Raw genomic sequence first — 19,623 nt, 5'->3', positions numbered from 1 at the left:
GGCCAGACCTAATCGCGGATGCGCGGCATCCAGCCGCTGCCCCGCGTGCGCGGATCGACCGGCAGCTGGCGCTGCAGCGCCGCCTTGGCCAGCATGTGGGCGCTGATCGGCGCGGTCAGGAACAGGAAGGCGGTCACCAGCAGTTCATGCAGGCTGGCATCGCCCCGGAAGCTGAAGTACGCCACCGAGGCCAGCACCACCCCGCCCACGCCCAGCGTGGTCGACTTGGTCGGCCCATGCAGCCGCATGAAGAAGTCCGGCAGCCGGAACAGCCCGATCGCCCCGACCAGCATGAACACGCTGCCCACCAGCAGCAGCGCGCACACGATGAATTCTGCAACAGGATGCAGCATCTGGCGCTCCCTAGTATTCGATGATGTCGCCGCGCTGCAGGTACTTGGACAGCGCCACGGTGCCGACGAAGCCCATCACCGCGATCAGCAGCGCGGCCTCGAAGAACAGTGCCGAATCCAGGCTGATGCCTAGCACCACGATCAGCGCGATGGTGTTGATATTCAGCGTGTCCAGCGCCACGATGCGGTCCGGCAGGCTGGGTCCGCGCAGCAGCCGTGCCAGGGTCAGCAGGAAGGCGAGGCCCAGGATCACCAGGCAGACCGGTATCACGATGGCAAGCATTGGAAGATCTCCTTGAGCGGGGTTTCATAGCGCGACTTGATGAGCTCGACCAGCGCGGCCTCTTCCTCCAGGTCCAGCACGTGCACGAGCAAGGCGCGGCGGTCGTCGCTCAGTTCGGCGCACAGCGTGCCGGGGCTGAGCGAGACGATACTGATCAGTGCGGTGGTGGCGAGTTCGTGCTCGACATCGAGCGGCACCACGATAAAGGCGGGGCGCAGGCGCGCGGTGGGGCCCAGCACCATGATGGCCACTTCCACGTTGGCTTTCACGATATCGAACAGCACATGGAGGCTGAGCCGCAGGATCAGGTCGGGCCGCGACAAGCGGAAGGCGCCCAGCACCAGCCAGCGGTCGGCCAGCCGCCCGATGGCCCAGCCGAGCAGTGCCCCCAGCAGCCAGTGCCCGGGGGCCAGGCTGTTGGTCAGCAGCAGCCACATGATCAGCAGGATCAGGCTCAGCCAGGGATGGGGAAGCAGACGCTGCAGCATGGCTTACCCCGGCTGCCCGGGCAGCACTGCCCGGAGATAGGCGGCGCGGTCCAGCAGCTGCGCCGCCGCGTCAGCCACATAGTCGCTGACCGGCCGCGCGCATACCGTCAGCGCGACATTGCCCGCCAGCAGCAGTGCGCAGCAGGCCAGCTTGCGCGCGTCGGGCCGCACGCGCAGGCGTGCCGCGCCGGGATGGTCTTCGTCGAGGTATTCATCGCCTTCCGGCACGCGCTCCGCCTCGTGCGGCAGCCGCCACAGCAGCCGCGTGCCGGTGCGGGACACGGCAATCAGCAGCAGCAGGCTCGACACCAGCACCGCGGGCCACAGCGTCGGCACCCACGGCGGCGGGGTCGCGCGCAGGACCATGAGCTTGCCGAGGAAGCCCGACAGCGGTGGCAGCCCCACCGCTGCCACCACGCCCACCAGGTACAGCAGCCCCGCCAGCCGCGAGGCACTGACCGGGGCCCCGTCCTCGCGCGCCGGCTCCGGCTCCAGCGCGTCGGCCAGCAGGAACAGCGCGGCGGTGCACAGCGTAGTGCTGGGCAGGTAGAACATCGCCGCGGCCCAGCCGGCTTGCGTCTGCATCGATACGCAGGCGGCCAGCAAACCGACCGATGCCACCACCAGGTAGCTGGTCATCGCGCGCAGCGTGCCGGCGGCGACCGCGCCCAGCGCACCGACCGCCAGCGTGACCAGCGCCAGCACGAACACCCAGTCATGCAGGAATGGCCCCAGCAGCCCCTGCGGGCCGCCGAAGATCAGCGCATCGCAACGCAGCATCGCGTAGATGCCGACCTTGGTCATGATGGCAAACAGCGCTGCAACCGGGCCGGTGGCGCTGGCGTAGGCGCGCGGCAGCCAGAAATACAGCGGGAACAGCGCCGCCTTCAGCGCAAAGACCAGCATCAGCATGGCGCCGGCGGCCACCGCCAGCGGCAGGTCCTGGGCCGGCAGGCCGGCCAGGCGCAGGCCGAGGTGCGCCATGTTCAGCGTGCCGGACAGCCCGTACAGCACGCCGACAGCCACCAGGAAGAATGACGACGCCACCAGGTTCAGGATCACATAGTGCAGCCCGGCGCCGACGCGCGCCCGCCCTGCCCCATGCACCAGCAGTGCATAGGACGCGATCAGCAGGATCTCGAAGAAGACGAACAGGTTGAACAGGTCACCCGCCAGGAAGGCGCCGTTCAGGCCCATCAGCTGGAACTGGAACAGCGCATGGAAATGCCGGCCCTGCCGGGCCGTGCCCTCTCCCGCCGCCGCCAGCGCGGCGACGGCCAGCACTACGGTCAGGGCCAGCATCATCGCGCCGGTGCGGTCCAGCTGCAGCACGATGCCGAACGGCGCGGGCCAGTTGCCCATCGCATAGACCGCAATCTCGCCGGTAGCCGCCTGGCGCAGCAGGTGCACCGCCACTGGCGCCAGCAATAGCGTGGCCACGGCGCAGACGATGCGCTGCGCGCGCAGCCGCTGGGCCGGCATCGCGGTCAGCAGCGCACCGGCAAACATGGGGATCAGGATGGGCAGCAGCACGGCGTGGTTCATGGCCGCGGCTCCTGATTGCGGCCATCGGCATCGCGCCCCTCCTGCAGGCCGGCGGCGTCGACATGGTCGCTGCCGGTAAGCCCCAGCGAGCGCAGCGCCAGCACCACCGCGAACGCCGTCATGCCGAACGCGATCACGATGGCGGTCAGCACCAGCGCCTGGGGCAGCGGGTCGGCATAGCTGGCGCCCGCCACGATCACCGGCGGCCGGCCGATCGACAGGCGCCCCATGCCCAGCAGGAACAGGCTGACCGCATACGACAGCAGCGTCAGCCCCAGCACCACGGTGAAGACGCGCTCGCGCAGCAGCAGGTAGATGCCGCCCGCGGCCAGGATGCCGATGGTCATGGCGTAGAGCGCGGCCATCAGGCGTCCTCCGCGGCCTGTGCCGGCGGCAGGTTGCGCACGCCCAGGTGCGATACGATCACCAGCGTGGTTCCCGTCACGGTGCAGAAGACTCCCAGGTCAAAGATCATCGCCGTGGCCAACTCCACCTCGCCGATGCCAGGTATGTGGAAATGCCCGAACGCAGTGGTCAGGAACGGATAGCCGAAGGCCAGGCTGCCCAGCCCGGTCAGGCCCGCCAGCAGGATGCCCGCGCCGGCAATGGCGCGATAGTCCGGCGCAATGCGCGCTTCGGTCCAGCGCACGCCGCTGGCAACGTACTGCAGCAGCAGCGCCACCGATGTGATCAGCGCCGCGACAAAGCCGCCGCCCGGCAGGTTGTGCCCGCGCAGCAGGATATAGACCGCCACCAGCAGCGTCAGCGGCAGCATCAGCCGCGCCAGCATGGCCAGCAGCAGCGGATGCGCCTGGCTGCTCCACGGCAGGCCATCGGGCGCTGCCGACGGCGTGTCCAGCCGCATGCCCTTGAGCAGCGCCTGCACCGCCAGCCCTGCGATCAGCAGCACGCAGATCTCGCCCATGGTGTCGAAGCCCCGGAAATCCACCAGCAGCACGTTGACCACGTTGTGGCCGCCGCCGCCCGGCACGGACTGGTCGATGTAGAAGGCAGACACCGGGTCATAGGGCCGCGTCATCACGGCGTAGGCCGCCACCGCCAGCAAGGTGCCGCCGCCAAGCGCCAGCACCACATCCCGCCCGCGGCGCGCAGCCCCGGCGCGCTCCGGCGTCTCGCGCGGCAGGTAGAACAGCGCCAGCACCAGCAGCAGGATCGTCACCACCTCCACCGAGATCTGCGTCAGCGCCAGGTCCGGTGCAGAGAAACGCAGGAACGCCATCGACACCATCAACCCGCAGCCGCCCAGCAGCACCAGGGCGAGCAGCCGCTGGCGGTGCGTCACCACCACGCCCACCGCGCACAGCCCGAGCAGCGCCAGCGTGGCGGCGCCGATCAGGTCGATGACGCCCGCCGGCACGCTGCCACCGAGCCTGTCCAGGTCGGACAGGAAGTATGCCGGCACGGCCAGCAGCGCCAGCAGCATCCAGGCAACATAGGTCTGCAGCGAGCCGTTCTCCAGCCAGCGCGTGACGGCCGCGGCAAATCGTTCCAGCGCATGCATGCCATGCTCGAATGACTGGCGCGCGCTCAGGTGGCCGATTGCCTGCTGCAGGCGCCGCAGCGCGTCGCGGCGCAGGAAGAACAGCGCCGCGCCCCCGGTCATCGACACCAGGCTCATCAGCAGCGGCAGGTTGACCCCGTGCCACAGGTTCAGGCTGTACTCTGGCAGGGGCGCGCGCAGCGTGGCCAGCGAAGCCGCCGCCAGCAGGTCGCCCACGGTATAGGCCGGCACCAGCCCGACCACCAGGCAGATCACCACCAGGAACTCCACCGGCACCTTCATGAAGCGCGGCGGCTCGTGCGGCGGGTAGTTGGGCAGGTCGGGCTGCCGGGCGCCGAAGAACACGCCGTAGATAAAGCGCAGCGAATAGGCCATCGTCAGCGCCCCCGCCATCGTCGCCGCGGTCGGGATCACCCAGTTGAAGTCGCCCAGCAGGCCCTGCGCCAGGGTCTCGCCGAAGAACATTTCCTTGCTGAGGAAGCCGTTGAACAACGGCACCCCCGCCATCGACAGCGATGCCACGATGGCCAGCACCGCGGTGTGCGGCATGTAGCGCGCCAGCCCGTGCAGGCGGTCCAGGTCGCGCGTGCCGGTTTCATGGTCGATGATGCCGGCCGCCATGAACAGCGACGCCTTGAAGACCGCGTGGTTGATGATATGGAAGATGGCCGCCACCGTGCTGAGCTGGGTATCGAGCCCGAACAGCAGCGTGATCAGGCCCAGGTGGCTGATGGTGGAATAAGCCAGCAGCCCTTTCAGGTCCCGCTGCAGCAGCGCCAGGCCGGCGCCCACGATCAGCGTGGCCAGCCCCGTCATGCTGACCAGGTAGAACCAGCTGTTGGTGCCGTCCAGCACCGGATAGAGCCGCGCCAGCAGGAACACGCCGGCCTTGACCATGGTGGCCGAGTGCAGGTAGGCCGAGACCGGCGTGGGCGCGGCCATGGCATGCGGCAGCCAGAAGCTGAACGGGAACTGCGCTGACTTGGTGAAGGCCGCCAGCAGGACCAGCACCAGCATCGGCAGGTACAGCGGGTGGTGCTGCACCTTGCCGGCCTGGGCCAGCACCTCGGACAGCTCGAAGCTGCCGCAGATATGACCCAGCAGCAGCACCCCGGCCAGTAGCGCCAGCCCGCCGCCGCCCGTGACCGCCAGCGCCATGCGCGCGCCCTGGCGCGCATCGGTGCGCCATGACCAGAAGCCGATCAGCAGGAACGACAGGATGCTGGTCAGCTCCCAGAACACCACCAGCAGCAGCAGGTTGCCGGCCAGCACCACGCCGAGCATGGCCGCCATGAACAGCAGCAGCAGGCAGAAGAAACGCACCGCGGATTCATTGCGCGCGAGGTAGTAGCGCGCGTACAGGATCACCAGCAGGCCCACGCCGAGCACCAGCAGCGCAAACAGGAACGACAGGCCATCCAGCCGCAGCGACAGGTCCAGCCCGAGCTGCGGCAGCCACGCCACGCGCCAGCCCAGCGCATGCCCCGGCTGTTCGAAGACCGCGCCGCGCAGGCTCAGCAGCAGCACCAGCGCGCCCAGCGGCAACCCGATGACGACAGGCGCCAGCAAGCGCGCGGCCCGCATGCCGATCAACCACGCCAGCGCCGCGGCCAGCAGGGGCAGCGCGATCAGCAGCACCAGCGCCATGCGCCCCCCTCAGCCGTTGCCCGGGGTCACGGCCGGCGTGTGCCGGCCGTCGACGCGCCGGGCGGCAAGCCGGGCCGATGGTGCTTGTCTTGCAAATGGGGCGGTGGTCATGGGCCAGGTCCTCTATGCGGGCAGTCTTGCCCCCTACTTTCCGAATTCTGCCGGCATTGCGCAAGTCATGCTTGCCTTATTGCGCGGCGCACGAAAGAATTCATCGCTTTGCTGGAAGAATCTGAATACGCGCGGCGATGGCGCGTGCTGCGCAGCAGCGAGCGCGCGTAGTACCCTTCGACAACGCATGGCTGACATGACACCAATGAAGCGGCCTTTGTTCCTTGCGATGGCAGTGATACTCGCGTTTGCCGCGGCCGTGTTGCCGATTGCGGCCAGCATGCGCGTGGCCGAAGAGGAAGTCGCCCGGCGCGAGGTGGCGGAACTGCAGATGCTTGCCAATGCTGCCGTCGCCCGCATGGGGATGGTCATGGCAGACGCCACTGGCGCGCTGCACGAAATGGAAGGCCTGCCCGACGCGCCCTGCTCCGACGGCAACCTGGCCAGCCTGAGGCGCATCACCTTCACCTTCCACCACCTGCGCGATGCCGGGCGCTATGCCGGCAATTACCAGTTGTGCTCGGCACTGCTGGGCGACGTCTTCCGGCGGCATATGACATTGCCCGAGCCGGACTGGCGCGACACCCAGGGCTTTGAATACTGGTTCGACCTCGACAACCCGTTTGGCGCGCCCGGCCCCGCCATGCTGGTAGGGCGCCACGGCCACTACGTATCGATCGACCCCAAGTCATTCGTCGACATCGTCGAGCTCGATGGCCGGCACATCGGCGCAGTCAATACTGCCACGGGCGTCTTCATCGCCACCACCACCGGCGCCGACGTGGCGCAGATGGCGCGCGAATACCAGCGCAACGCCAACGGCGCCGACCAACTCGACAATCCCGGCAGTTCCGTGCGCCGTTCCCCCCGGATTCCGTTCGCGGCCGTGGTTCTGGCACCGCCCACCACGCTGCTGGCCACCTGGCCGATGCTGGTAGGCTCTTTCGTCGTGGCGGGGCTGGCGATCGGCGTGCTGCTGGCCGCGCTGGTGTTTCGCGCCATGTCGCGCCGCCTGACCATGGAGGGCGCGCTGCGCAACGCTGTGCGCCGCCGCCGGCTGGAGGTGCACTACCAACCGATCGTCGCGCTGGAAGATGGCCGCTGCGTGGGCGCGGAGGCGCTGCTGCGCTGGAAGCGCGACGGCCAGCCGGTGCCGCCCGACCTGCTGATCACGCTGGCGGAGCAGACCGGGCTGATGCCGCAGATTACCGACCACGTGCTCGACCGCACCATCACCGAGCTGGGCCCGCTGCTGCGCGCCAGGCCCGGCTTCTATGTGTCGATCAATGTTTGCGCGGATGACGTCAGCTCGCCGCGATTTCTCGACGTACTTACCGCGCGCCTGCAGGGCACCGGGATCGCGCCCCGGCAGATCCGCATCGAGATCACCGAACGCAGCTTCCTGCACGCCGAGACCGCGCTCGAAGTCATCCAGGCCTTCCGCGATGCCGGGCATCCGATCTACATCGACGACTTCGGCACCGGCTACTCCAGCCTGTCCTACCTGCAGGTATTCAAGGTCGATGTGCTGAAGATCGACAAGTCGTTCATCGACACCATCGGCCGCGAGGCGGCTTCCAGCACCGTGGCGCCGCACATCATCGCCATGGCCGAGGCGCTGGGCTTCGAGGTCGTGGCGGAGGGCATCGAGCGTGAAGGCCAGGCGCGCTTCCTGCGCGAGCGCGGCGCGCAGTTCGGCCAGGGGTGGCTGTTTTCACGCGCCTTGCCGGCAGACGGCCTGCAGGCGTACCTGGCATCCCCGGCGCTCCCCTGAGCGGCGACGCGCCGCGAGATGCCGGCCGTGACTAGGCGCTTGCCTGGATATTGCGGGCCTTGATCAGCGCGGCCCAGCGGACCTGCTCCGCCGCGATCAGCCGGTCGAAGGCCGGCGCGTCGAGCGCCAGGATCTCCGCATCGAGCCCGGCCAACTTGCCGCGCACGTCGGCCGTGCCCATGGCCTGCTGCAGCACCCCGCTCAGGTAGGCGATCACCTTGTCGGGGGTGCGCGCCGGCGCCGCCAGGCCATACCAGGAGCGCACCAGCATGCCGGGGTAGCCGGCCTCGGCAATGGTTGGCACCTCAGGGAGCGACTGGGTGCGCTGCCCGGCGTTGGCGGCCAGCGCGCGCACGCGCCCGGCCTTGATCAGCGGCAAGGCAATCGACTGCGACAACAGCGCGAAATGCAGCTGCCCCTGGCCCAGGTCCGGAACGGACGGCGGCTGCCCCTTGTAGCCGATATTGACCGCCTTGATGCCGGTGGCCTCGAAGAACAGCTCCTGCCCCAGGTGGATGGAGCTGCCGGTGCCGGGGTTGGGCACGTTGATGCGCCCCGGCCGTTCGCGCGCCCACGCGACAAACTCCGCCAGCGTCCTGGCCGGCACCGATTCCGCCACCACGAATATGGCCGGCACCGCGGCCACGGCGCCGATGGCGCGGAAGTCCCTGACCCGGATCGATGTCTGCGGATACAGGCTCTCGCTCACCGACAGCACCGGCGTGGCCGCCAGCAAGGTGTAGCCGTCCGGCTCGGCGCGCGACACGGCCTCAACGCCGATCTTGCCATCGGCGCCTGGCCGGTTTTCCACCAGGATGCGTTGGGGCATGGCCAGCGACATGCGGTCCGTGGCGGTGCGGATGGTGATATCGACCACGCCGCCGGCCGGATATGGCACCACGGCGTGCACCACGCGGCCCGGGTAGCCAGCCGGCGGGGGCGGCGCGGACGCACGCGCCGCGGCTGGCAGCCATGCCGGCACGGACAGTCCCAGTGCCGCCTGCATCGTCGAAATGGTGAATTGTCTGCGGTTCATGCGGGTCTCCATGCGTGTCACGGTCTTTGCCATTTGAGGGTCTGCGGGACGTCAGGCGCTGCGGGCCTCCAGGTAAGGCCGCAGTGCTGCCAGCGCCTCGCGCGTCTGCTGCACCAGGCGGTGCATCACGGTTGCCACCGGCTCAACCTGGCGGACCCAGGCCACGCTCTGGCCGGCTGCCTCGTACATCAGCGGCGCCACTGCGTGCTGTTCAACGGCCGCCAGCAGCCGCCCGGTGAGCGCCTGCTGGTATGGCATCTCCAGCGGCGCAGGCGCGCCCGGCTCCTCCCACGCGTCCGAGAAGGCGCTGCGCACCACGCGGCAAGGCTTGCCGCTATGCGCGCGCGTGATGACGGTGTCTTCGCTGCCGGCGGCGATCAGCTTGTCGGCCAGCGGGCCGGCCAGCTGTTGCTCGCTGGTGCCCAGCCACAGCGTGCCCAGCCATGCGCCTTGCGCACCCATTGCCAGCGCCGCGGCAATCTGCGCCCCGGTGCCGACCCCGCCGGCGGCCAGCACCGGCCGCCCCTGCGCCGCGGCAATGATCTGCGGCACCAGGGTGAAGGTGCCGATCGGGCCGGTATGGCCCCCGGCGTCATAGCCCTGTGCCACCAGGATATCGACGCCGGCCTCGATGGCCTTGTGCGCATGGCGCGCCGTGCCAACCAGCGCCATGGTGGTCCTGCCGGCCTTGCGCACGCGCGCCAGCGTGCCGGCCGGCGTCCCCACGCCGGCGGCAAAGACTTCGATGTCGCTCTGCGCCACGGCCTCGACCTGCTCTTCGAAGAGCGCCTGCGAGCGGACATACTGCGAGAAGAAGTTGCCCTGCGTGGCTGGCGGCACCGCGAAGCGGGCAAACAGGCTGTCGACAAAGGCCTTGTGCCCTTCGGGCACCGCGGCAGCGACTGTGTCCGCATCCACCGCGCCCGGCAAGGCGGTGGGCAACAGCAGGTCCACGCCGACCGGGCGATCCGGGCACAACCGGCGCAGGTCGCGCAGCTTGCCGGTCAGTTCGTCGGGGCCGTCGCGCGCGGCCGCGTAAACGCCAAGCCCGCCCGCATTGGAGATGGCGGCGGCCACTTCGATGCTGTGTGCCAGCCCATACACGGGCCAGCGGATGCCCAGCCGCCGGCACAGGGGATTGGTGAGATGCACTGCCCCGGGCTGCTCCGCTTGCTCAGGCGTGTGCGTCATCATGCGGCTCCGAACAGGTCGGGTTCCAGGTCCAGGCACGGGTGGCGCGGCATCGCCGCCGCGGTCTTCATCAGGTAGCGCCCGATCAGGTTCTTGTGCACCTCGCTGGTCCCCTCGCCGATCTGGTTCATCTTGGCGTCGCGCATGAAGCGCTCCAGCGGATAGGCCTTCAGGTAGCCGTTGCCGCCGAGCAATTGCAGGCAGTCCACCACCACCTTCATGCACAGGTCAGTGCTGTGCATCTTGGCGATCGAGGCATGGATCGAGGTATCGGGATCCTGGCGGTCGTAGCGCTGCGCGCAGGCATAGACCAGGCAGCGGGCGGCCTCGATGCGTGCGCCCATGTCCGCCAGCATCCACTGGATGCCCTGATGCTCGCCCTCCGCGCGCCCGAATACCTGCCGCACATCCGCGTACTGGGCGGCGATCTGCAACGCCCCGCTCATGCGGCCCAGCGCGATGGCGGCGTGCCCGATGCGCGCCCGCACCAGCGTGTCCTGCGCCAGCGCCATCCCCTGCCCTTCTTCGCCCAGCCGGTTCTCGACCGGCACGGCTACCTCATCGAAATACACCTGGGCGATCGGCACACCATTCCAGCCCATCTTGGGAATGGTCGGCGACACCGAGATCCCGGCGCTGGCGCGCGGCACCAGGAAGGCGCTCAGCCCCTTGCTGCCGGCCGGGCCGTCTGCCAGGCGCGCCACCACCACGTACATGTCGGCCACGCCCGCGCGGGTGATGAACTTCTTGGTGCCGTTCAGCACATAGTGGCCGCCATCGCGGCGCGCAGTGGCCTGCAGCCCGGCCAGGTCCGACCCGGCACCCGGCTCGGTCAGCGCAAAGGCCGCCTGCAGCTCGCCCGATGCCAGCTTCGGCACCACGGCACTGCGCAGCGCATCCGAGCCGCCGGCGACGATCGGCCGCGACGACAGGTCCGTGCCGGTGACCAGCGACGCAGCCGTGCTGCATGCCCGCGCCAGTTCCTCGATGATGCGCACGCGCAGCAGCATCGAAGCCCCGGTGCCGCCCAGGCTGCGCGGAAAGGCGGTGGCGATGACGCCCTCGGCCGCCAGCAGCCGGAACGTGTCCCAGGCAAAAACGTCCTCGCGCCCGACCTGCTCGGCCTGCGGCCCGATCTGCTCCCGGACCAGGGCCTGGACCCGCGCCAGCATGTCGGCTTCCGGGGCTTCGAGTGAGATGAGCGGATGATGCTCGGCGTGGATTGGCATGCTGCATGTCTCCTTTTGGTCTGGCCATCGGGCGCGGCCCTGGCGTAGAGGGGACGATAGACGCCTCCCATGGCATCGATCAATGCCTACAATGCATAGCAGAATTCCACTGCCAGCAAATCCAGGCTGGCCTCGAAAACGCTGCAACATGCAAGACGAACTTACCCTGAAGGCACTTGGCATCTTTGTGGAGGTGGCCCGCTCCGGCAGCGTCACCAGCGCCGCGGCACGGCTGGGCCTGGCGCAGTCGGTGGTCAGCCGGCAAGTCGCGGCGCTGGAGCGCCTGATCGGTGGCGCCCTCTTTTATCGCAACGGGCGCGGCGTGGCGCTGACGTCGCTCGCCGGCCAGTTGCTGGAGCAGGCCGTGCCGCTGCTGGACGGGGCGACCGAGCTGCTGGACACCGCGCGCGGCCACGCCGGCCATGTCAGCGGCGTGGTCACCATCGGCCTGGTGCCGGCGGTGTCGCCGGCGCTGTCCAGTGCACTGCTGGCCGAGATCGGCACGCGCTATCCCGGTGTGCGTTTGCGCATCGTGGAGGGATATAGCGGCGATATCGAAACGCGCCTGTCGCAGGGCGAGATCGATCTCGGCGTGGTCAACCGCTACCGCGCCGCCGGGCGCAACAGCTACCGGCGCCTGTTCGAGACCCCGCTGATGCTGGTCGGGCGCAGCGAGCGGCTGGCCGAACGGTGCCGCGAGCTGGGCATCGGGCCAGGCCCGCTGGCTACGCGGCAGCTGGCGCGCTTTCCGCTGGTGCTGCCGGTGCCGCCCAATGCCATCCGCACGCTGCTGGACGACCTCGCCACGCGGCAGAAATTCAGCCTGGCGGTGGTGATGGAGGCCGGCTCCTCCGCCGTGGTCAAGCGGATCATGGCCGATCACATGGCCTTCAGCGTGCTGCCTTACCACGCCGTGGCGGAGGAACTGGCCAGCGGCCTGATGGATGCCCGGCCGCTGGGCGAGCGCGCCATGCGCCAGTCGGTGGTGCTGGCGGCCAGCAGCCTGCGTCCGTTCACGCAGGCGGCGCGCACGGTGGCGCAGTGCATCCCTGAGCTTGCCGAACGCTTCCTCGTCGATGGCACCTGGCGGCGATAGTCCCCGCGTGCGCGGGCCGGTTGTAAGATGCCAGCTTATCGCCATCACGCCTGCGCGCGCCGAAGCCGGCATACGCGGCCATCTTCAGGAGACGCCCGTCCAATGAGCGAAGCGCTTTGTCTTGCCAGCGCCGCCGAACTGCAGCAGCGCATCCGGCGCAAGGAAATCTCGCCGGTGGAACTGACCGCTGCGGTGCTGGCGCGCGCCGAGCGGCTGCAGCCGGTGCTGAACTGCTTTATCACGCTGTGCGCGGACGAGGCCATGGCCGCGGCGCGCGCGGCGGAAGCGGAAGTGATGTCCGGCCGGACGCTGCCCCCGCTGCACGGCATTCCTTTCACCGCCAAGGACATCGTCAACACCCGCGGCGTGCGCACCACCTTTGGCGCCGTGCCGATGCGCGACAACGTGCCGGCCGAAGACGCCGTGGCGGTGGCGCGGCTGCGCGCGCAGGGCGCGATCCTGGTCGGCAAGACCACCACGCCGGAATTCGGCTCCAAATGCCTGACTGATTCGCCGCTGTTCGGGCGCACCCGCAATGCCTGGCACGCCGAACGCACCAGTGGCGGCTCCAGCGGCGGCGCCGCGGTAGCAGTGGCCAGCGGCATCGCGCCGCTGGCGGTGGCAACCGATGGCGGCGGCTCCACGCGCATTCCTGCCGCCTGCAATGGCGTGGTGGGCATCAAGCAGAGCCAGGGGGTGATTCCGCACAGCCAGGCCCAGGACCTGTTCGGCAACCAGACCTACGTGACGCCGACCACGCGCACGGTGGCCGACACCGGCCTGATGCTGCAGGCCATGGCCGGCGAGCACCCATGCGACCCGTGGTCGATCGGCGTGCCCGCCGCCGACTACGTGGCCGCCGCGCAGCCGCAGGGCGACCTGCGTGGCCGGCGCATCCTGTATTGCCTGGCGCCGCCGGGCCGCCCGGTGTCGGCGGACGTGGCGCGCGCCTTCGAGGCCAGCCTGGACAAGCTGCGCGCGCTCGGCGCCGAACTGGAGCCCTTCGGCGGCGAAGGGTTCGATGTCGAGCCCGTCTGGCGTGCCATCAACCACACGGTTTGGCGCACACGCTTTGCGCCGATCGTGGCACAGCACCGCGATGCCTTGAGCCCGACCTTCGTGCGCCAGGTGGAATCCGCTGCCGCATTCACCGCCGTGGAATACCAGCAGGCGATGTTCGAGCGCTCGCAGCTGTTCCTGCGCGTGCAGGCGCTGCTGGGACGCGCCGACCTGCTCGCCATGCCCACCATCACACGCACCGCACTGCCACTGGAGCAAGACCTGTTCGGCCAGATCGAAATCAACGGCCAGGACTATCCCGATGTGCGCGCGAACTGGTTCCCCTGGACCATGCCGTTCAATATGACGGGGCATCCGGCCATCAGCCTGCCTTGCGGCTTTGGCAGCGACGGGCTGCCGATCGGGCTGCAGCTGGTCGGGCAGTTCCGCGGCGACGCGCAACTGCTGCGTGCGGCGGCCTTGTACGAATCGGTCCATGACCTCACGGGCCAGTGGCCCACCCTGCCCTGACACCTTCTCAACATCGTTCCCTGACTGCCATGACTCATCAAGTCCGATTGACGCGCCGGCTGCTGGCCATGACCGCTGTCGCTGCCGCCACCTTCGCCATGACCGCGCCGGCCGGCGCGGCCGATGCCGAGCCGATGCATATCATCGTCGGCTACGCCCCCGGCGGCGCCGCTGACAGCCTGGCGCGCCTGTATGCCGAGCAACTGCGCCAGGACGGCCACGGCACGGTGGTGGTCGAAAACCGTCCCGGCGCCTCGGCGCGCCTGGCGCTCGACTACGTGAAGCGCGCCAAGCCCGATGGCAAGACCGTGTTCATCGGCCCCTCGCCCCTGTTCACCATCTTTCCGCTGACCTACAAGAAGCTGTCATACGATGCCGACAAGGACCTGGTGCCCGCGGCGGTGCTGACCGATGTGCCGACCGCGGTCGCCACCGGCGTGCAGCAGCCCTACCAGAACATGAAGGAATACGTGAGCTGGGCCAAGCGCAACCCGGGCGGCGCCAGCCTGGGCCTGGCCACCATCGGCAGCGCGGGCCACCTGGGCACAGTGGCGCTGGGCAAGGCCGAAGGCATCGCCATCACGCCCGCGGCGTATCGCGGCGCATCGCCAATGCTGGTGGATGTGGTCAGCGGCAATGTGTCGATCGGCTGGGATGCCGTGGCCAGCATGATGCCGCTGTACAAGGGCGGCAAGCTGCGCTTCCTGGGGGTCAGCGGCACGCGCCGCGCCAAGGCGCTGCCCGAAGTGCCCACCATGAAGGAACAGGGCTTCAGCCAGTATGACCACGCCACCAGCTGGTACGGCGTGTTCGTCCCGGCAGGCACCCAGCCTGACGTGGTGGCGCAGGTGGAAAAGATGTTCCTCGCCGCCTCCGCCAACGCCGCCACTGCGGCCAAGCTGGAAGCGCTGGGCCTGGAAGTGGTGGCGCGCCCCGGCCAGGAAGGCCGCCGCCGCATCCAGCTGGAGCGCGCCGCGTGGAAGCCGATCGTGGAGGCGACCGGCTTCCAGGCCGAGGACTGAGGCTTGGGCTGAGCAAAAGTGCTGGCATCCCCTGGGCTCCGAGTGATATTCAATGAATATCACTGGCGAAGAAATGAATATTGGACGGTGCGGGCGCCGGTCGCTTAGCCTTGGCGCCAAGGCAGGCAACCACAGCCCGCATTCAGCATTCCGCATCCGGAGACATCACCATGAGCAACTTCCTTCTCTACGACCAGCAGGACCATATCGTCACCCTGACGATGAACGAGCCCGAGCGCCGCAACCCGCTGACCGGCAATACCGCCGTGGCGGAGTTCCTGGCCGCGATCGACCGCATCCACGGCGACCGCAGCGTGCGCGCGGTGGTCATTACCGGCGCGGGCACGGCGTTCTCGTCGGGCGGCAATATCAAGGACATGGAACGCCAGGCCTCCGGCGAAGTGCTGGGCATGGAAATCCGGCAGGACTACCGCTGCGGCATCCAGCGGCTGCCGCTGGCGCTGTTCAACCTGGAAGTGCCGGTGATCGCCGCGGTCAATGGCGCGGCCATGGGCGCGGGGCTGGACCTGGCCTGCATGTGCGACATCCGCATTGCCTCGGAGCGGGCGCAGTTTGCCGAGTCCTTCGTCAAGCTCGGCATCATCCCCGGCGACGGCGGCGCGTGGCTGCTGCCGCGCGTGATCGGCCTGTCGCGGGCGGCCGAGATGACCTTCACCGGCCAGCCGATCGATGCCAGGCTGGCGCTGGAATGGAACCTGGTGTCGCGCGTGGTCGCGCCCGAGGCGCTGCTGCCTACGGCCTATGAGCTGGCCGGCCGCATCGCCGCCAACCCGCCGCACGCGGTGCGCCTGGCCAAGCGCCTGATGCGCGAGGCCATGCATACCCGCCTGGATACGCTGCTGGAACTGTCCGCCGGCTTCCAGGCGCTGTCGCACCAGACCGCCGACCACCGTGAGGCGGTGCAAGCGTTCCTGGACAAGCGCACGCCGGTGTTCACTGGCAACTGACCAGCTGAGCGTCAGGCGGACTGCGCCTCCGCCGACTTCAGCTGGTTGACCAGCGCCACGTAGTCGCGCATGGCCTGCTCGCGCGCCAGCCCGCGGCGCGCGGCCCAGGCGTCGTACTTGGCGCGGCCGACCATGTCCATCAGGCCCGGCCGCTCGCCGCTGACATCGCCCACGCTGCCCTGCTTGTAGAGCGCGTACAGGTCCAGCAGCGTGTCGTTGCCGGGCGCGTGGCGCAGGGTCTTCGACAAGGCTGCCGCGGCTTCGAAGGCCTGCTCGGCGGGGCTTGGCCCCTGCGCCGCCGGCACGCCGCCGAAGTGCGCGTCTTCCAGCGCGATCTCGTCCGGGAACCAGCGCCCCTCCAGCAGCTTGCCGTCGCGCAGCGCAAACGCCAGCACGCCTTGCGAGGCCAGCGTGCCACTGCGCAGCGTGGCCGGCACCACCGCCATGCCGGTATTGAGCACCGGCGCGCCGAACGCGGTAAACGCCACCCCCGCATCCGCCCACGCGCGCAGCCGCGGCAGCGCACGCTCGCCCCGGTAGACGCCGCTGGCGCGGTTGCTGCCGGGCTGGAACCACGCAAAATCGCCCTTGCCGCGCGCATACAGCGCGCCAAAGTCGCCGCGCTCCAGGTCGGCGCGCGCGGCGGCAAGCAGCTCCGTCATCTGCGCCGGGCTCATGCGGGCGTCATCGCTGGGCATGCCGAGCGAGGTGGGGACGCTGGCCTCGAAGAACTCCAGCACGCTGCGCGCCACCAGTTCGCGGTCGTTGTCGACGCAGACCATGTGGTAGCTGTCTTCCAGCACCAGCATGCGCGCCTGGCCGGCACGCTTGCCGTGCCCGATCTGCTCGACCAGGTAGTTGGCCGAGCGCAGGCTGGTCAGCTCGTCCAGGCGCGCATGAACCACCAGCGTCGGGCAGGCGATGCGCTGCAGCCCCTGGCGCACGAAGCCGCGCAGGCGGTCCACCTCGCGGATGCAGGCCAGCGGCACCCACCGGTAGTGGAAGTTCTCGCCGCGCGCAAACTTGGCCTTGACGATCTCGCGCAGCTGCTCGTTCTTGATACCGTACGGCTCTTCCTCTTCGACCTTCATGCGATCCGCCACGCCGGGCACGCGGTAGAGCACCGTGCGCAGCGCGCGGTACCAGGGCGTGGCCCAGCCGTCGATATAGACCGGCGGCGCCAGCGCCACCAGGCGGCCCTTGGTGTGCTGCTCGCGCTTGACCGTTTCCACCGCCAGCAGCGCGCCCATGCACATGCCCATCACGTGCAGCGTCTCATGCTGGTCGACGATCTCGCGGTACTTGACGCGCACCGCCTCCAGCCAGTCTTCGGCGCGCACGCCGCACAGGTCCTCGGGGCGCGAGCCGTGCCCCGGCAGCGTCAGCGAATGCGTGACAAAGCCCGCGCGCTTGAGGCGCTTGTGCATCGAGCCCAGGTCGTACTGCGTGCCGCCCAGGCCGTGGATCAGGAACACCCCGGGCTCAGCCATGGGCCGGCTCCGGCGTGGCCCGGCGCAGCAAGGCGGCCACCTGCTCCACCTGGCCGTCGGCGCCGCGGATGCCGGCAAGGCGCTCATGGATGCGCACCTTGCCGCTGTCCGGCAGCGTCACCGCGTATTCCTGCACGCTGTCGGGCGTGTCGCCGCGCGCCACGGCCGACCAGTTGGCCTGCACCAGCCCGCGCTCGGCGGCATCGACGCGGTCCAGCCATTCATCGACGCTGTTGACCTGGCGGATGGTGCCGCCCAGCAGTTCGGCAGCGCCTTCACCCCAGGTGGCGCGGCCGGTGACGGCGTCATATTCGACACTGGCCACGCCCACTGCCTGCAGCGTGCGCGCGTAGCGCAGGCGCCAGGCGCGGGCATCTTCCAGCGCCGAGCGGCGCCCTTCTGACAGTGCGCGGCCGAGCAGCATCACCAGCGCCCAGACGATGACAAAGCCCTGCACCTCGACCACGGCCTCGCCGGGAAAGCCTTCGATGATATTGAACGGACCCGCGCCGCCCGCGGTGCGGTAGATGATCAGCAGGCAGCCGAAGAGCGTGGCGACGGCGCCGCCGCGCGGCCCCCACAGCAGCGCCGTGGCCAGCAGGAATGGCATCGGCACGTAGGCCAGCGTGGAGGCCAGGCCGCCGAAGCGTTGCGTGGCGTGGTCCGAGAACACCACCAGCACCGCCAGCACAAAGAGGATGAAGGCGAGCCCGCCGGCGGCGAACTGCTGCATCGGCATCCCGCCCGAGCGGCGCACGCGAAAGCCGCGGAAAGCTACCACCACGGGGGCCACCAGCAGCAGCCCCGCAGCCGTGGAGAAAAACCAGGCGCGCCACTCGATCGGCAAATCCAGCCCGGGCCGCTGCCAGCGCCACAACTCGACCGCCAGCGTAGCCCCCAGCGCGGCGCCCACCAGCGCGCCCGCGATCAGCAGCGTGGCACCGAGCGGGCTTTGCGGGTCGCGCCGGCCATAGGTGGCAATCCAGCCCGCCGTGCCCAGGCTGATCACCTCGATCAGCCCGAATGCCGCCGCGCCGGGCAGCGGCAGGCCATGGATCACCGCGCCCCACCCCGCCAGCGCGATGCCGGCGCCTGCCAGCACCGCCGGCCAAGACCAGCGCGCGCACACCAGCAGCGCGGCAAACGTGACGCCGCTGCCCAGCCACACCGGCACAGTCTCGGTGGCGGCGTACCCGAGCGTGCGCGACACGCACGCTGCCAGCAGCACCAGCACGCCAACCGTTACCGCCAAGCGGATCTGCTGCATCGGATTTCCCTCCCATGGCACATGCGACTCACGCAGGGCATGGCAAGGGCAAGTTAAGTCACTCGGAGCAATCCGTGGCGATTATCCGGCTACGCCCAGCGCCCCCTCTACATTGCGCACCAGGCTCACCAGCCGCGGGCCGATGTCCTCCTCCATCTGCTTGCTCTGCTGGCTGAACACCGGCACCGAGGCGGCAAAGATCCACGCCTCGCCGTCGCGGCGGGTGCGCATCGGCACGGCAACCGATTCCACCTCGCGGTGCAGGTCGCGGTGGCCGCGGCAGAAGCCGTGGTCTTGCAAGTCGCGGGCGGCATCGGCCAGGCGCTCCTGCAGCCAGTCGGCGCGCTGCGGATCGGCGGCGCGGAGCTGGGCGAGATACGCCTCGCGCTCGGCCTCGGTCAGCAGCATCAGGTAGCCGCGTCCGGAACCTGTGCGCGAGACCGACACGCGCGTGCCGACCTCGGGTCGGAACACATGGCTGCCCACGCCCTGGGCGATTTCGACGTAGGTCAGCGCATTGCCGCTGCCGACGATCAGCTCGACCTGCCCGGCGATATGGTCGGCCAGCTCCTGCATGGCCGGCCGCGCCAGTTGGCGGATCGTCATGCGTGCCAGCGCGGGCGCGGCCAGGTTGATCAGCCCGACCCCGGGCACGTAGCGCGACAAGCGCTCCGAGTAGTGCAGCAGGCCCAGCTCGCACAGGGTGTCGAGCAGCCGGAACAGGGTCGGCTTGGCCAGGCCGGTGCGCTCCATCAGCTCGCGGCTACTCAACTCCTGCACCGTCGGGGAAAAGCAATTGAGGATCGAAATGCCCCGCGCCAGCGCGCTGACAAGGCGCGCCTCGCCGTCGGCATCGGCGGGAGGCGGGGTCAGGGAGGCGTGTGGTGCATTCGTCATGTTATTGCCTTGATTCAAGGTTTTTTGATACGCGTGTCTCAAAACCCGGATGTTGCCCTTCGTTTTTTCCAAAGTCAAACCAGGATTTTTGGGTTTACACGACGCTTTTCCGAAGCCAGAATCCCAATTCATCGTATTGGACGATCACATTTCGGTACTGACGTCTCAATATCC

General features: G+C 69.2%; 17 protein-coding genes. 5 read left to right on the top strand and 12 right to left on the bottom strand.

The genetic code is table 11. The features are described from left to right. Positions 1–8 precede the first annotated feature (8 nt). From ACW4E8_RS25435 to ACW4E8_RS25410, 6 genes are read right to left on the bottom strand one after another with little or no spacing between them, the layout of a single operon-like run. Entirely contained in the window at positions 9–353 is a 345-nt protein-coding gene (locus ACW4E8_RS25435; protein ID WP_013956828.1) for a Na+/H+ antiporter subunit G, read from the bottom strand. 10 nt (positions 354–363) lie between these two features. Beyond that, complete coding sequence (locus tag ACW4E8_RS25430; protein ID WP_456807043.1) at positions 364–636, bottom strand: K+/H+ antiporter subunit F; 273 nt, start codon at positions 634–636, stop codon at positions 364–366. Continuing rightward, complete coding sequence (locus tag ACW4E8_RS25425; RefSeq protein ID WP_456807042.1) at positions 621–1,124, bottom strand: Na+/H+ antiporter subunit E; 504 nt, start codon at positions 1,122–1,124, stop codon at positions 621–623. Before ACW4E8_RS25425 ends, ACW4E8_RS25430 begins: the two co-directional genes overlap by 16 nt. Positions 1,125–1,127: 3 nt before the next feature. Beyond that, positions 1,128–2,669: a monovalent cation/H+ antiporter subunit D gene (locus ACW4E8_RS25420; RefSeq protein WP_456807041.1), complete on the bottom strand. Its 1,542-nt coding sequence runs from the start codon at positions 2,667–2,669 to the stop codon at positions 1,128–1,130. Beyond that, the gene (locus ACW4E8_RS25415) at positions 2,666–3,034 is read right to left on the bottom strand and encodes a Na+/H+ antiporter subunit C (RefSeq protein ID WP_456807040.1); all 369 of its coding nucleotides are present in this window, start codon (positions 3,032–3,034) and stop codon (positions 2,666–2,668) included. Before ACW4E8_RS25415 ends, ACW4E8_RS25420 begins: the two co-directional genes overlap by 4 nt. Next, positions 3,034–5,838: a monovalent cation/H+ antiporter subunit A gene (locus tag ACW4E8_RS25410; protein ID WP_456807039.1), complete on the bottom strand. Its 2,805-nt coding sequence runs from the start codon at positions 5,836–5,838 to the stop codon at positions 3,034–3,036. The genes ACW4E8_RS25415 and ACW4E8_RS25410 overlap by 1 nt, the downstream gene beginning before the upstream one ends. A 316-nt stretch (positions 5,839–6,154) precedes the next feature. On the opposite strand from ACW4E8_RS25410, the gene ACW4E8_RS25405 reads away from it, so the two are divergent. Next, a complete protein-coding gene (locus ACW4E8_RS25405) occupies positions 6,155–7,723 on the top strand; it encodes an EAL domain-containing protein (RefSeq protein ID WP_456807038.1) in 1,569 nt (522 codons plus the stop codon). Between the two features lie 31 nt (positions 7,724–7,754). Here ACW4E8_RS25405 and ACW4E8_RS25400 read toward each other — a convergent pair whose 3' ends face one another. The 3 genes from ACW4E8_RS25400 to ACW4E8_RS25390 are packed head-to-tail and all read right to left on the bottom strand — an operon-like array spanning position 7,755 to position 11,179. Continuing rightward, positions 7,755–8,759, bottom strand: coding sequence for a Bug family tripartite tricarboxylate transporter substrate binding protein (locus ACW4E8_RS25400; protein WP_456807037.1), 1,005 nt, complete (start codon positions 8,757–8,759; stop codon positions 7,755–7,757). A 51-nt stretch (positions 8,760–8,810) separates the two neighbouring features. Then, positions 8,811–9,953 (bottom strand): NAD(P)H-dependent flavin oxidoreductase, encoded by a 1,143-nt coding sequence (locus ACW4E8_RS25395; RefSeq protein ID WP_456807036.1) that lies wholly within the window; start codon positions 9,951–9,953, stop codon positions 8,811–8,813. After that, positions 9,950–11,179 (bottom strand): acyl-CoA dehydrogenase family protein, encoded by a 1,230-nt coding sequence (locus ACW4E8_RS25390; protein WP_456807035.1) that lies wholly within the window; start codon positions 11,177–11,179, stop codon positions 9,950–9,952. Before ACW4E8_RS25390 ends, ACW4E8_RS25395 begins: the two co-directional genes overlap by 4 nt. Positions 11,180–11,327: 148 nt before the next feature. On the opposite strand from ACW4E8_RS25390, the gene ACW4E8_RS25385 reads away from it, so the two are divergent. The 4 genes from ACW4E8_RS25385 (at position 11,328) to ACW4E8_RS25370 (ending at position 15,795) form a co-directional block, all read left to right on the top strand. Beyond that, positions 11,328–12,275: a LysR family transcriptional regulator gene (locus tag ACW4E8_RS25385; protein WP_456807034.1), complete on the top strand. Its 948-nt coding sequence runs from the start codon at positions 11,328–11,330 to the stop codon at positions 12,273–12,275. Positions 12,276–12,377: 102 nt separating this feature from the next. Further along, entirely contained in the window at positions 12,378–13,805 is a 1,428-nt protein-coding gene (locus tag ACW4E8_RS25380; protein WP_456807033.1) for an amidase, read from the top strand. Positions 13,806–13,873: 68 nt separating this feature from the next. Beyond that, the gene (locus tag ACW4E8_RS25375; RefSeq protein WP_456807058.1) at positions 13,874–14,827 is read left to right on the top strand and encodes a Bug family tripartite tricarboxylate transporter substrate binding protein; all 954 of its coding nucleotides are present in this window, start codon (positions 13,874–13,876) and stop codon (positions 14,825–14,827) included. Positions 14,828–14,997: 170 nt separating this feature from the next. Further along, complete coding sequence (locus ACW4E8_RS25370; protein WP_456807032.1) at positions 14,998–15,795, top strand: crotonase/enoyl-CoA hydratase family protein; 798 nt, start codon at positions 14,998–15,000, stop codon at positions 15,793–15,795. A gap of 11 nt (positions 15,796–15,806) precedes the next feature. Here ACW4E8_RS25370 and ACW4E8_RS25365 read toward each other — a convergent pair whose 3' ends face one another. The 3 genes from ACW4E8_RS25365 to ACW4E8_RS25355 all read right to left on the bottom strand — a co-directional run bounded on the left by ACW4E8_RS25365 (position 15,807) and on the right by ACW4E8_RS25355 (position 19,449). After that, positions 15,807–17,285 carry an acyl-CoA-binding protein gene (locus ACW4E8_RS25365; protein ID WP_456807031.1) on the bottom strand — a complete coding sequence of 493 codons (1,479 nt, stop codon included), beginning with the start codon at positions 17,283–17,285 and terminating at the stop codon, positions 15,807–15,809. Next, complete coding sequence (locus tag ACW4E8_RS25360) at positions 17,278–18,552, bottom strand: MASE1 domain-containing protein (protein ID WP_456807030.1); 1,275 nt, start codon at positions 18,550–18,552, stop codon at positions 17,278–17,280. Before ACW4E8_RS25360 ends, ACW4E8_RS25365 begins: the two co-directional genes overlap by 8 nt. A gap of 81 nt (positions 18,553–18,633) precedes the next feature. Next, complete coding sequence (locus ACW4E8_RS25355; RefSeq protein WP_010812088.1) at positions 18,634–19,449, bottom strand: IclR family transcriptional regulator; 816 nt, start codon at positions 19,447–19,449, stop codon at positions 18,634–18,636. Positions 19,450–19,623 lie beyond the last annotated feature (174 nt).

It is taken from the genome of Cupriavidus sp. CP313 (assembly GCF_054072015.1).
The sequence above is the reverse complement of the archived record's forward strand: the minus strand, read 5'-3'. Positions and strand labels throughout refer to the sequence as shown.

Bases quoted from the DNA above. Each gene is read 5' to 3' on its own strand.
- ACW4E8_RS25435 (WP_013956828.1), bottom strand. From the start codon at position 353: ATGCTGCATCCTGTTGCAGAATTCATCGTGTGCGCGCTGCTGCTGGTG.
- ACW4E8_RS25430 (WP_456807043.1), bottom strand. From the start codon at position 636: ATGCTTGCCATCGTGATACCGGTCTGCCTGGTGATCCTGGGCCTCGCC.
- ACW4E8_RS25425 (WP_456807042.1), bottom strand. From the start codon at position 1,124: ATGCTGCAGCGTCTGCTTCCCCATCCCTGGCTGAGCCTGATCCTGCTG.
- ACW4E8_RS25420 (WP_456807041.1), bottom strand. From the start codon at position 2,669: ATGAACCACGCCGTGCTGCTGCCCATCCTGATCCCCATGTTTGCCGGT.
- ACW4E8_RS25415 (WP_456807040.1), bottom strand. From the start codon at position 3,034: ATGGCCGCGCTCTACGCCATGACCATCGGCATCCTGGCCGCGGGCGGC.
- ACW4E8_RS25410 (WP_456807039.1), bottom strand. From the start codon at position 5,838: ATGGCGCTGGTGCTGCTGATCGCGCTGCCCCTGCTGGCCGCGGCGCTG.
- ACW4E8_RS25405 (WP_456807038.1), top strand. From the start codon at position 6,155: ATGAAGCGGCCTTTGTTCCTTGCGATGGCAGTGATACTCGCGTTTGCC.
- ACW4E8_RS25400 (WP_456807037.1), bottom strand. From the start codon at position 8,759: ATGAACCGCAGACAATTCACCATTTCGACGATGCAGGCGGCACTGGGA.
- ACW4E8_RS25395 (WP_456807036.1), bottom strand. From the start codon at position 9,953: ATGATGACGCACACGCCTGAGCAAGCGGAGCAGCCCGGGGCAGTGCAT.
- ACW4E8_RS25390 (WP_456807035.1), bottom strand. From the start codon at position 11,179: ATGCCAATCCACGCCGAGCATCATCCGCTCATCTCACTCGAAGCCCCG.
- ACW4E8_RS25385 (WP_456807034.1), top strand. From the start codon at position 11,328: ATGCAAGACGAACTTACCCTGAAGGCACTTGGCATCTTTGTGGAGGTG.
- ACW4E8_RS25380 (WP_456807033.1), top strand. From the start codon at position 12,378: ATGAGCGAAGCGCTTTGTCTTGCCAGCGCCGCCGAACTGCAGCAGCGC.
- ACW4E8_RS25375 (WP_456807058.1), top strand. From the start codon at position 13,874: ATGACCGCTGTCGCTGCCGCCACCTTCGCCATGACCGCGCCGGCCGGC.
- ACW4E8_RS25370 (WP_456807032.1), top strand. From the start codon at position 14,998: ATGAGCAACTTCCTTCTCTACGACCAGCAGGACCATATCGTCACCCTG.
- ACW4E8_RS25365 (WP_456807031.1), bottom strand. From the start codon at position 17,285: ATGGCTGAGCCCGGGGTGTTCCTGATCCACGGCCTGGGCGGCACGCAG.
- ACW4E8_RS25360 (WP_456807030.1), bottom strand. From the start codon at position 18,552: ATGCAGCAGATCCGCTTGGCGGTAACGGTTGGCGTGCTGGTGCTGCTG.
- ACW4E8_RS25355 (WP_010812088.1), bottom strand. From the start codon at position 19,449: ATGACGAATGCACCACACGCCTCCCTGACCCCGCCTCCCGCCGATGCC.